Here is a 12,086-nt window from a genome sequence, read left to right as displayed (position 1 = left end):
CAAAAGAAATGCAGCCGATGTCATTTGAAAAAGAGTGATGAATTATCTAGGAAAAGATATTAGTAAAAGTTTTACTAAAATAAATTAGTGAAAACGTTTAACTTTAACTTGGTCACGTTTTATTGGACGATCATTGAACAAGATGTGATCAGGATAAAGGAATGTCATCCCAAGCCGATTTCTTAGGTAAAGTGGATAAAAAATAGCTAGATTTAAAGAGGGGATAATAAAAAAGCACTGAATATTCAGTGCTTTATAAATTTGATAATGTGAAGGGAATTACTGAGTGGTGCCGCGGAGTTTTAATTTGCTCGGCACATGCACTTGTAGAGGCAGTGCGCGACCGTCGCGGTATTTTTCTACTAATAAATTTACCCCTTGAATACCCATCATCTCAGAATGAATGCGCACAGTTGAGAGTGGTGGGAAGGTAAATCGGGCGGTTGGAATGTCATTGACGCTGATTAGGGCAATGTCTTGTGGAATGTTCAAACCGAATTCATGAATCGCGCGTAAAACACCAATTGCAATTGAGTCTGAAGCGATAAAGAGCGCTTTAGGAAAATCGCCTTTTGCTAACATGGCTTTTGCTAAATCGTAACCAGATAAGCTAGAGAAGTCGCCGCGATAAATATCGTCTTCTGACACCACGCCTTTTAAGCTGCCGTATTCTACAAATGCATTTTCACGAATGTCTGCAGTGTTTGGTTCATCTTGACCACCAATAAAACCAATCCGTTCGTAGCCTTGTTCAACAAAGAAGTCGACCACTTGTTTACTGATTCGCGCAAGATCGATATCAACACAGTCGTATGTGCTATCGCTGTCAGAGAAGTCGATGTAGCAAATGCTGTCAGTAAGACGTTTAGGCAATTTACGAATCACGGCGCTGTCAGTTTTACCGACCAGAAGGATTCCGGTGATCTTTTGCGTTTCTACATCGATGATGCTGTCGTAGCAATTGGTTAGCGTAATGCCCAATTTGTCACACTGGGTTTCAATCCCGTGACGAATCGACAAGTAATAAGGGTCATTCACCTCGGCTTCTTGCTTGTAGTTATACAAGGCTAAGAAGTGGTGTTTTTGTCTTGCCTCTTTGGTGGCTTTTTTGGAACTGCTGGTGCGGTATTCCAGCTTTTCTGCGATTTCTAAGATGCGGTGTTTGGTTTCTTCTTTTACGCTCAAAGTCGGATCATCATTTAACACGCGCGATACGGTCGCGAGTGAGACGCCAGCTTCAGTAGCGATATCTTTTAGTGTTGCCATGTGCACTTCCCGTAGGCAAAGCTCACTGTCCCAGTGAGAAAAGCAATAATCCCACCATTGTAAACAGCTACTTATGGATGCACAAACTTTTAGTAAAACTGTGCGATCGGGGAAGTGAAGTTATCTGCCGGAAGAATACGTTAAGCACTCGTTGCTCTATCGTATTTGATGGTATTAAGGTCTGAGAAAAAGCGAACAAAGGCACCATAACAGTGCCTTTTCTTTGGTTACTGGTTATTTATTCGCGTTGATGACTAAAGTTTGTAGTGGCTGCAGGGTTATAACTACTGGGTCGGTGTAGTGAGATGGAATTGTGTTGTTTTCACCGTAAGCCATTTTTAGCTTGAACTGCCCATTTGCGCCTGTAGGCAATTCAAAATCACGATTGAGATCCAAGTAATATTTTTGTGGTTTATCCGATGGGTTACGCAACGAAATTACGGCTTTGTTTTCATTCCATGACGCAAAACCATACACCGCTAAGTTAGTTGGATTGCCACCAATCCAATGTGAATCTACTAAAACATCGGCGTTCTCTCTTGCCCATTTAGCTGCTTTTGCAAGAGTGTCCCACTTAGTTGAATTGAGCATATCTGGTGTAATATACATTTCTTGTAGTTGTGTGCCAGTTGCAAAATATGACCATACTTGATCGGCAAAATCTTGATCGGATTGTACTTTCTCAAGTCCATAATAAGCGTTTTTGGCGCTGACAATACCGTGAAGCATTATCGAACTCATCGGGAATAATGGACCTTTACGGACAATCGAACGATATGTTTCAGCGTCTCGGTAAGTGACCCACTGTTGTGTTGGAGAGCCATCACCATAAAGGTTGATATCATCACCTTGGCGCCAAATGGAGTCAGCGAAGAATAACCATGATGGGCTTGCGTTGGTCCCGGTCGTTAGGTTGATAAATACCTTATCGTTGGCCTTGTGAATGTTCTCGATCAACTGAACTGACGCATCAAAATCGGAAGCAAATTGACTGCCTTTTAAGTGAGATGTTGCGTTGCCCATTCCATCAAGTTTAAACGACGAAATATGCTCGTTTTTAATCAGATTGGTGATTTTGTCATTGAAGTTTTTGAAGTACACCGGACCTGAGAGAGCAAACTTACCATCCACCGTTTCGAAACCATTTTCTTTTGCATGTGAAACGCGAATATCACGTGGCTTGTTATAGCCTCCCCAAGGGGAAAGCCACAAACCCACACTAGTATTCATTGAATCGGCTAGCTCTTTTACGCTCCCAAACCCATCAGCAAATGCTGAGCCAAAATCCCAGTTTCCTGTTAAGTCATCCCAGCCGTCATCAAGTAAGAACCCATCAAGAACTACGCCGCGTTTTTCCACCAACTCATGATAAATCTCTTTCATTCGTCCTTTAATGTCACTTTCTGTATAAGGAGTGAAAAAGCCAATATCCATCCATGAATTGTAATGTAAATATGGTTTGTAGGGACGTGGTCGCATTGCTTCAATGAACTTGTTGAAGTCGCGTCTTAATTGACTGACTTCGCTAAACGTACCGATATAAGTTGTATATTTTAATGGGGCGTTTGTGCTTATTGGAGTGACAATATCAATATTGAGGTTGGTTTTCGTTTCGTAAGCATAGGTATTTACAATCGGTTTACGCGGCAGCATGAAGAACGTATCCGCGATAATTGGTGAGCTGTTAATACTACCGTCAACATAAGGCGCTTGCGTTTGTTTTTTGGTTGGCAAGAAAGTGATTTTTTTGATCTTGCGATCGTTACCAACAGCTTTGATTTTGTAATCAACACTCACATATCGTTGTTTGATTACGTTCAAAGTGACATCCACTTCAAAATCATTGCGAACAAAAGTGAGATTGATGCTGTCACCATCTTTCTTGTACTTTTCCAACTTAAAATCTTTGGTATGAAGTGTTGTTTCATTCGGTAGAGTAATGAAGAAAAGTTCAGTTGGGGTGATTTGTTCATCCGTATTATTATTGATCAATGACACGACACCTGAGTTATTATCAAATGTTATTGCCATTGCATCATTGGCTATTTCCATTGAGTACGCATTCCCTATGTAAGCTGCCGAGACTATAACCGCCAACCCACTAGCTTTCAAAGTCTTGTAGTTCATCGATTTTTCCTTACTGATTATTTATTGCTCTTACATTTGAAATCACCATCCCTGTTTTCGTTGAGCTTGCTGTCACAAATCTTCTGCTTTTCCAATTTGCGCAAATTGTCTTTCGATTTAAAAAGAGTGAAATCCAAAAACTTTATTTTCTTAGTGATGAGGGGTGAGCTATTGATGATTTCGTTTTAGCAAACGAAAGGGTGGTTATTGATAGTGATGTTCTTCTCGTTGTTATTCGCTTCTGATTTATCTCACATTTTTTGTATTTTATAGAATTTAGGTGGGTGGGGTTGTGCTGGAAAACAAACAAAAGCCCGAGTGGCTAGGACATCCACTCAGGCTTTGTTTATTGGGTGTTGTTCTGGCGTATTTAAGACTTCACCTTATTGCTGTCGTCTTTATCGTGATGGACAAGCAAGTGATCAAACACATTTCGAATGAACGGCGCGCCCACTTTAGAGCCACCATTTCCGTGCTCGATAACCACGGTCGCCACGTATTTGGGTTTATCGTATGGTGCAAACGCGGTAAACAATGCGTGGTCGAGTAGGTGGTTTGCGAGTTTTTTGGAGTTGTAGACTTCGTCTTTGCGCAGACCAAATACCTGCGCAGTCCCTGACTTACCGCCACTGCTGTACTCTGCCCCTCTGAATGCACGGCGACCAGAACCATGAGCCCCATTATTTACCAAACGCATGGCGTTGATTGGAATATCCCAGAACTTCTCTGGTACTCCTTCGATAGAAGGCAGCGCTTTTGGTTTCACATCGACTTGGTTTTCGAAATCTTCCCCATGTTCAATCACGGCTTTGAGAAGGTGTGGCGCTTTCATTTCGCCATGATTAATGAGGAATGATGTTGCTTTGGCTATCTGCATTGGTGTTGCTGTCCAATAACCTTGCCCAATACCGATAGGCACCGTATCACCTTGATACCAAGGGGTGCGATGACGTGCGATTTTCCATTCTCGTGTCGGCATGTTTGCGCTGCTTTCTTCGTAAATATCGATGCCCGTTGGCAAGCCAAAGCCAAATTTATTCATCCATTTCGAAATGCGGTCAATCCCAAGGTCAAATGCGGTCTGATAAAAGAAGGAATCAACTGATTCCTCAATTGCCTTGGTGACATCCACGTTGCCGTGACCCCAACGTTTCCAATCTCGCCATGCTTTTGAATTTGGTTTAGAGCCAGGAATACGCCAGATACCGTGATCGTTGCGCACGGTACTTGGTGTGATGACGTGTTCTTCAAGCCCAGCGACAGCCATAAAAGGTTTTACCGTAGAAGCAGGAGGGTAAACGCCAAGCGTTGTACGGTTCACAAGTGGGTGTGCTGGATCATTGAGTAAGGCACGGTAGGCTTTGCTAGAGATGCCGTTAACAAAAGGGTTTGGGTCATAACTGGGACTTGATGCCATGGCTAATACGCTATTGTCGCGTGGATCGAGCACGACTGCGCTGCCTTGGCGATGGTTGAGTTGTTTGTAGACATACTCTTGTAGCTCAATATCCAGATTCAATACGATGTCTTTTCCGGGAACTGGCGGCACATATTTGATCGTACGAATCACGCGACCGCGACTGTTTACCTCTACTTCCTCGTAGCCTTTGGTGCCGTGGAGGATGTCTTCGTAATAACGTTCAACACCTAACTTGCCGATGTTTTGCGTTGCCTGATAATTCTGTGCTTTGCCTTCTTCATCCAATCGACGCAAGTCTCGATCGTTGATGTGAGAAACGTAACCCAAAACATGGGTCAGTTCTTCGCCGTAAGGGTAGTAACGTTTGAGATCTGCGGTAACAAAGACGCCGTTAAACTCGTGCTGATGAACAGAAAAGCGCGCCACTTGCTTGTCATTCAGTTCGTTCATGATCGTGACAGAACGAAAGCGGCGAGTGTGCTTGTAACGCTTTTTAAAGGATTCGACTTGATCTGGGGTGATATCAATATAGTGACGCAGTTTTTCAATTAATGCATCTGGATCGCCCGCCTGTTCTGGGATCATATCTAAGTTATAAACAGGACGGTTCTCAGCCAACAAAACGCCATTTCGGTCATATATAAGACCACGGGTAGGGGCTATTGGCAGGATCTTGATTCGGTTGTCGTTCGAGCGAGTTTGGTAATCTTTGAAGTGATTAACCTGCAAGTTATAAAGGTTAGCAACCAGTCCTCCCAACAAAATAACCATGCCGATAAAAGCAACGATGGCGCGGTTTTTAAACAATCTTACTTCCTGATTGTGGTCTCGGAATTCGTTTCGCTTGCGTAGCATGGATGCCCTTTAGGTTTGGTCTTTGTGCTCAATGTGCCCCAATAAAAGAAAAGACATGGATTTTAGTCTTGTTACAAATGGTTACATTTGGGGCGGGGCTACTGTAACGAGCTTTGCACCTTGTTTTGTAAGAGCAATGTCAGGGATCTAAAGCGAAGCCTGATCTTTCTTGCGTTGCGCGTCACCTTTTAATGTTGCTGTGAAGATGTAAACGTTTATACATCTTGTCTAGTATTTTTTCGTTTTGATTCCTTAAATGAATAAATTTTCTTTAATCTTATTAAGTTTTATGTGTTGTGTAATTTTGTGGAAACGTTTACACAAGTTTGAGTTTGATCACGGATCTAGATCGGTTTTGGTTGGTAGACTTTTAACCAGTTAAGCGATCTGCGAATTTGCTTGGTTAATAGGCTCAAATCGTTACCAAGCATGAGCAGCAACAATGGGGAAGCAAAAGTGAAAGTTCTTATCACAGGCGGTATGGGGTACATCGGTAGCCACACATGCGTACAGATGATTGAAGCAGGTATGGAGCCAATCATTGTCGATAACTTGTGTAACGCCAAAGTAGAAGTGCTTAGTCGTATTGAAGCGCTGACAGGTAAACAACCCGTCTTCCATCAAGGTGATATTCGTGATGAAGCCTTTTTAGATTCGGTTTTTGCTGAGCATGATATCCAAGCAGTGATTCACTTTGCTGGTTTAAAAGCCGTTGGAGAATCCGTTGCGAAGCCGTTGGAGTACTACGATAACAACGTGAATGGCTCGCTCGTTTTGGCACGCAGTATGCGCAAAGCTGGGGTGAAAAGCATTGTCTTCAGTTCATCCGCAACGGTGTACGGCGACCCTGACATTGTACCTATTACTGAAGACTCACCTACTGGCGCAACCACCAACCCATACGGTCGTAGCAAGTACATGGTGGAAGAGTGCTTAAGTGATCTGTTCAACGCAGAAAACGATTGGAGCATTACTTTACTGCGCTATTTCAACCCAGTGGGTGCACATCCATCCGGCACCATGGGTGAGGACCCTCAAGGTATTCCAAACAACCTAATGCCGTTCATTGCACAAGTCGCAGTCGGTCGCCGTGAAAAACTGTCGGTATTCGGCAATGACTACCCAACACCAGACGGCACGGGCGTTCGTGATTACATCCACGTGATGGACTTAGCGGACGGTCATATCGCAGCGCTGAAATCGGTCGGTGATAAAGCCGGTTTGCACATTTACAACTTAGGTACGGGAAAAGGCTCTAGCGTGCTTGATATGGTGGAAGCGTTCGCGTTGGCTTGCGGTAAGCCAGTGCCTTACGAGCTGTGTCCTCGCCGTCCTGGTGACATTGCAGAATGTTGGGCAAGTACTGAAAAAGCAGAGCGAGATCTTGGCTGGAAAGCGACTCGCAGCGTTACTGAAATGACGGCGGACACGTGGAAATGGCAGTCAAATAACCCGCAAGGCTATTCCCCCGCGTAATTGATGCTGCAGCGTTGTCGCCTGCACTTTCCAATTCCAATCACATAGAAAACCTATGCTCATGGATATTGGAAAGCTTACCGCCTAGCAGCAACTCCAATTTCATTGGGGAATGCAGATGAAAGAAATTTTAAAAGTTGAGTAAGTAAGATGTCGAATGTTGAATTTAACCCAGTGGATCACCCACATCGTCGCTACAACCCACTAACGGGTCAGTGGATTTTAGTGTCACCACATCGTGCAAAACGCCCTTGGAGTGGTGCCGATGAGAAACCGTCTATCGATCAACTGCCTAGTTACGATGAGAAGTGTTTCCTATGTCCAACGAACGAGCGCATTTCTGGAGATATAAACCCAGATTACCAAGGCACCTACGTGTTTAAGAATGACTTTGCTGCGTTGATGGTGGATTCTCCAGATGCACCTGAGTCAGACAGCCCTTTGTTCAAGACTCAAGGCGTACGCGGGTTGAGCCGAGTGATTTGCTTCTCTCCCGATCACAGCAAAACGCTACCGGAACTACCAGTCGACAAAATTCGTGGCGTGATTGACACCTGGAATGAGCAAATCGAAGAGCTTGGCAAAGACTACGTGTGGGTGCAAGCATTTGAGAACAAAGGCGAAGCGATGGGATGTTCTCAACCTCATCCACACGGTCAAATCTGGGCGAATAGCTTCTTACCAAATGAAATTGAGCGTAAAGAGCACAACTTAAAAGCGTACTACCAAGAACATGGCAGTAACTTGCTGGTGGATTACGTGCAAGCTGAACTCAAAGATGGCTCACGTACTGTGGTTGAGACTGAGCACTGGATTGCTGTTGTCCCTTACTGGGCTGCGTGGCCATTCGAAACCATGCTACTTCCTAAAACGCACATTCGTCGAATGAGTGAGCTAACCGATGAGCAACGTGATGACCTTGCGGTTGCAATCAAAAAGCTAACCAGCCGTTACGACAACCTATTCCAATGTTCTTTCCCTTACTCAATGGGTTGGCATTACGCGCCATTCTTTGAAGAAGGTACTGATATCGATCATTGGCAACTGCACGCCTTGTTCTACCCGCCGCTACTGCGTAGCGCAACAGTGCGTAAGTTCATGGTGGGTTATGAAATGTTGGCAGAAAACCAACGCGACTTAACCGCAGAGCAAGCAGCACAGCGCCTACGTGACATAAGCGATGTGCATTACAAAGAACAGTAACTAGGGGCTGTTGATCTTTCGCGGTTAAATTTTGTTCGAAAGGTCAACAGACCTTAAAGATAAATACGAAAGATGTCATTCCGTACAGCGAGGAACGGGCGTGATACGGAATTTACCATCAGAGTGCGCTGAACGTAGATTCCGGATGCTCGCTAGGGCTCGTCCGGAATGACAAATATTAGACAATCAAATATGTCGTTTCTGATTGCGAGATATGAAAGCTGTCGAGAATTCACACAAAAATTTTATGCTGAGATTTTACTATGTCTGATTTAATCCAAAACGTTAAAACCTCTTTTGAACAAGTGCTGGGTTACGCTCCAAGCCACATTATTCAAGCACCTGGTCGTGTCAACCTGATTGGTGAACACACTGATTACAACGATGGTTTTGTATTGCCATGTGCGATCAACTACCAAACGGTTGTGGCAGCAGCAAAACGTGAAGACAACCTAGTGCGCGTGGTATCGGTGGACTACGGCAACGCAGTTGATGAGTTCGATATCACTCAAGAGATTACTTTCCAACAAGACAAAATGTGGGCCAACTACATTCGCGGTGTGGTGAAGTTTCTTCTCGCACGCGGTTACCAATTGTCTGGTGCGGATATCTCCGTGAGCGGCAATGTGCCTCAAGGGGCGGGCTTGAGCTCATCGGCAGCATTGGAAGTGGTGATTGGTCAAACGTTTAAAGTGCTGTTCAATCTAGAAATCAGCCAAGCGGAAATTGCACTGAACGGTCAGCAAGCCGAGAACGAATTTGTCGGCTGTAACTGCGGCATCATGGACCAAATGATTTCGGCAGAAGGTCGTGAAAATCACGCGATGTTATTGGACTGCCGTAGCCTAGAAACCGAAGCAGTATCGATGCCAGAAGACATGGCAGTGGTGATCATCAACTCGAACAAAAAACGTGGCTTGGTAGACAGCGAATACAACACTCGTCGTGAGCAATGTGAAGAAGCGGCGCGCATCTTCGGCGTAAAAGCACTCCGTGATGTGAGCATTGAGCAGTTTAACGAGAAAGTGTCTGAGCTGGATGAAATGGTGGCAAAACGTGCTCGCCACGTGATCACAGAAAACGATCGCACGGTCGAAGCCGCACAAGCTCTTCGCGCACACGACATGAAGCGCATGGGTGAGTTGATGGCAGAGTCTCATGCTTCAATGCGTGATGATTTCGAAATCACAGTAAAAGAAATCGATACTTTGGTTGAGATGGTGAAAGAGGTCATCGGTGAGCAAGGCGGTGTGCGCATGACTGGCGGCGGCTTTGGCGGTTGTATTGTCGCTCTTGTACCGCCTGCATTAGTGGATGACGTGAAAGCAACCGTTGAAGCTAAATACCAAGCAGCAACGGGGTTGAAAGAATCTATCTACGTGTGCCAAGCGAAAAATGGCGCTAGCTTAGTCGAAGTGCTTTAAGCGCACCGCAGCTTTAGTAGGAGCGAGAGATGACCGAGCCATTAACCATCACGATGACACAGCAGGCTGCTTTTGATGGTGAGCCTGCTAAGGTGGTCGAACTGAAAAATAACACAGGCATGAGCGTTTCCTTTATGGATATTGGCGCGACATGGCTGAGTTGTCGTTTACCTTTGGCGAATGGGGAGTTGCGCGAAGTGCTTCTCGGAGTGGGGACGATGGGGAGTTTCATGCATCAACAGTGTTACATGGGTGTCACTGTTGGTCGCTACGCAAACCGCATCGCCAATGGGCTTTTTGAGGTTAATGGCGAAGCATTTCAAGTCTCCACTAACCAAGCGGGAAACTGCTTACACGGTGGTGAGGAAGGGTTTGATAAGCGTCGCTGGAACATTGAGTCTCAGTCCGAACAGCAAGTGACGTTTTCTTTGTTGTCTGAAGATGGTGATCAAGGTTTTCCGGGGAACCTCGAAGCCCATGTGGCGTATACCCTGACTGATGACAACCAAGTGAGCATTGCGTATTTCGCAAAGACAGACAAAGCAACACCAGTGAACTTAACGAACCACGCTTACTTTAATTTGCTTGGTGCGGAAGCCGATTTGGATTGTCGTTCTCACCGTTTAACCATCGCAGCAGATCAATATCTACCAACTAACGAGGTCGGTATTCCTTTGGGGACATTGCAAGATGTGAAAGGAACAGGCTTTGATTTTAGAAATGAAAAGCCAGTATCGGAGCATTTCTTACAAGATGAGCAGCAGATTGCAGCGAAAGGTTATGATCACAGCTATCTATTTGATGCTCATCGCGACGTTTCAAAACCCGTTGCGCGGGTGGTTTCTCCGGATGGAAAAGTGCATATGTCTGTCGTGACCAATAAGCCTGCCATGCAATTGTATACGGGTAACTGGTTAGCGGGTGCACCAAACCGTCGCGGTGGGGAATACCAAGACTACGCGGGCTTGGCGTTAGAAACTCAGTTTTTGCCAGATTCACCGAACCATGCTGAGTGGGGGCAACCAAGTTGTATTCTTGAACCTGAGCAAGCGTATCGATTCAGTACAACGTTTCACTTTGCTTTTTAGTTAAGGTATTGATTTTTAGCCTTTTGGTTTGCCATGAGCTTTTTGCCTACAGTAGGTCAAAAGCTTGATTGAACTAAAAACAAAAAAGCTCTGGTACTTCTGTAGCAGAGCTTTTTTATTTCGTATTTTAGATTGGGTGCAGAGTTAGAGGCGGTCAACCGAGTTGCGACGAACTAAGGTTGGGCTGAAGATGATCGTGTCTTCTTCCACTTGTTCATCTCGTGATAATGCCAACGCTAGTCGAGCAGCGCGTTCTGCCATCATTTCAATTGGGTAACGAATTGTCGTCAAACTTGGATTGACGAAGCGAGCAATTAAACCATCGTCAAAACCGACCATAGAGACTTTCTCTGGTACGCTGATTCCGTTTTGATCTAATACGGCAAGTGCCCCGGCTGCCATGTAATCGTTGTAAGCCACGACACCGGTGATTTCGAGTGATTTAGTCAGTAAGTTGGTCATTGCTATTTCACCACCATCACTGTTTGGTTCACCATATTCAACGTAACTTTTCGACAGTTCAATCTTGTGGTCTTTCAGCGCCGCTTGGTAACCTTGCAAGCGCTCATCGGTATCTTCAATGTCATGTGAAGAAGCGATACAAGCTATCTTGGTATGCCCATGACGAAGTAAATATTCTGTTGCGAGGTACGCACCTTTACGGTTATCGAGAGAGATACAACGCTCTGCTAACTCAGGAATGTGGCGGTTGATCAATACCATCCCTTTTACTTCTTTGGCATAGCCAATCAATTCTTCATCTGATAAGCCTTTAGAGTGGATCACAATCGCCTCACAGCGGCTATTAATCAGCAGCTCTAACGCTTGTCGTTCATCTTCTGGATTGTGATAACCATTGCCAATTAGAATGTGTTTACCATTTTCTCTTGCGACGTTATCAACCGATTTGACCATGGTGCCAAAGAAGGGGTCTGAGACATCACTCACCAGCACACCCATCGTATTGGTACTTTGACTGACGAGTGCTCGTGCTGCCGCGTTAGGGCGATAGCCAAGTTTGCTCATCGCTTTAGTCACTGCATCGATAGAAGTTTGGCTTGCCTTGGGTGATTTGTTGATCACACGAGAAACGGTAGCGACTGACACCCCCGCTTCTTTTGCGACATCCTTGATTGTTGCCATGAGGAACCTTTCGTTGGCTAAAAACGTTAACCGGAGTATTAAACACCCATTGTGTAATAAGTGCAATTTTAACAGGTGGTTGCT

At 44.9% G+C, this 12,086-nt stretch carries 8 protein-coding genes; 4 read left to right on the top strand and 4 right to left on the bottom strand.

The genetic code is table 11. From position 1 onward, the window contains the following. Nucleotides 1–279: 279 nt before the first annotated feature. From ebgR to mrdA, 3 genes are all read right to left on the bottom strand, one after another. Nucleotides 280–1,266 carry a transcriptional regulator EbgR gene (gene ebgR / locus NL647_RS21270; RefSeq protein ID WP_005449063.1) on the bottom strand — a complete coding sequence of 329 codons (987 nt, stop codon included), beginning with the start codon at nt 1,264–1,266 and terminating at the stop codon, nt 280–282. A 234-nt stretch (nt 1,267–1,500) separates the two neighbouring features. Beyond that, nucleotides 1,501–3,393 (bottom strand): enterotoxin, encoded by a 1,893-nt coding sequence (locus NL647_RS21265; protein ID WP_253650661.1) that lies wholly within the window; start codon nt 3,391–3,393, stop codon nt 1,501–1,503. A 370-nt stretch (nt 3,394–3,763) separates the two neighbouring features. Continuing rightward, nucleotides 3,764–5,668 (bottom strand): penicillin-binding protein 2, encoded by a 1,905-nt coding sequence (gene mrdA / locus NL647_RS21260; protein WP_085319946.1) that lies wholly within the window; start codon nt 5,666–5,668, stop codon nt 3,764–3,766. Nucleotides 5,669–6,124: 456 nt separating this feature from the next. On the opposite strand from mrdA, the gene galE reads away from it, so the two are divergent. The 4 genes from galE to galM all read left to right on the top strand — a co-directional run bounded on the left by galE (nt 6,125) and on the right by galM (nt 10,859). Continuing rightward, nucleotides 6,125–7,144: a UDP-glucose 4-epimerase GalE gene (gene galE, locus NL647_RS21255; protein WP_050921731.1), complete on the top strand. Its 1,020-nt coding sequence runs from the start codon at nt 6,125–6,127 to the stop codon at nt 7,142–7,144. A gap of 150 nt (nt 7,145–7,294) precedes the next feature. Next, nucleotides 7,295–8,347 carry a UDP-glucose--hexose-1-phosphate uridylyltransferase gene (locus tag NL647_RS21250; RefSeq protein WP_253650660.1) on the top strand — a complete coding sequence of 351 codons (1,053 nt, stop codon included), beginning with the start codon at nt 7,295–7,297 and terminating at the stop codon, nt 8,345–8,347. A 263-nt stretch (nt 8,348–8,610) separates the two neighbouring features. Further along, nucleotides 8,611–9,771, top strand: coding sequence for a galactokinase (gene galK, locus NL647_RS21245; protein ID WP_253650659.1), 1,161 nt, complete (start codon nt 8,611–8,613; stop codon nt 9,769–9,771). Nucleotides 9,772–9,800: 29 nt separating this feature from the next. Beyond that, the gene (galM, locus tag NL647_RS21240; RefSeq protein ID WP_253650658.1) at nt 9,801–10,859 is read left to right on the top strand and encodes a galactose-1-epimerase; all 1,059 of its coding nucleotides are present in this window, start codon (nt 9,801–9,803) and stop codon (nt 10,857–10,859) included. Between the two features lie 144 nt (nt 10,860–11,003). Here the strand turns inward: galM and NL647_RS21235 are convergent, their stop codons facing one another. Next, nucleotides 11,004–12,002 carry a substrate-binding domain-containing protein gene (locus NL647_RS21235; protein WP_009698687.1) on the bottom strand — a complete coding sequence of 333 codons (999 nt, stop codon included), beginning with the start codon at nt 12,000–12,002 and terminating at the stop codon, nt 11,004–11,006. Nucleotides 12,003–12,086 lie beyond the last annotated feature (84 nt).

Origin of the sequence: Vibrio sp. Y29_XK_CS5, assembly GCF_024181835.1 — a bacterium.
GTDB lineage: Bacteria > Pseudomonadota > Gammaproteobacteria > Enterobacterales > Vibrionaceae > Vibrio > Vibrio harveyi.
Note: the sequence above shows the minus strand (reverse complement) of the source record. Positions and strands in the feature narration are given on the sequence as shown.

Excerpts from the sequence above, each read along its gene's own strand:
- NL647_RS21265 (WP_253650661.1), bottom strand. The coding sequence starts at position 3,393 with ATGAACTACAAGACTTTGAAAGCTAGTGGGTTGGCGGTTATAGTCTCG.
- galM (WP_253650658.1), top strand. The coding sequence starts at position 9,801 with ATGACCGAGCCATTAACCATCACGATGACACAGCAGGCTGCTTTTGAT.
- NL647_RS21250 (WP_253650660.1), top strand. The coding sequence starts at position 7,295 with ATGTCGAATGTTGAATTTAACCCAGTGGATCACCCACATCGTCGCTAC.
- mrdA (WP_085319946.1), bottom strand. The coding sequence starts at position 5,668 with ATGCTACGCAAGCGAAACGAATTCCGAGACCACAATCAGGAAGTAAGA.
- NL647_RS21235 (WP_009698687.1), bottom strand. The coding sequence starts at position 12,002 with ATGGCAACAATCAAGGATGTCGCAAAAGAAGCGGGGGTGTCAGTCGCT.
- galK (WP_253650659.1), top strand. The coding sequence starts at position 8,611 with ATGTCTGATTTAATCCAAAACGTTAAAACCTCTTTTGAACAAGTGCTG.
- ebgR (WP_005449063.1), bottom strand. The coding sequence starts at position 1,266 with ATGGCAACACTAAAAGATATCGCTACTGAAGCTGGCGTCTCACTCGCG.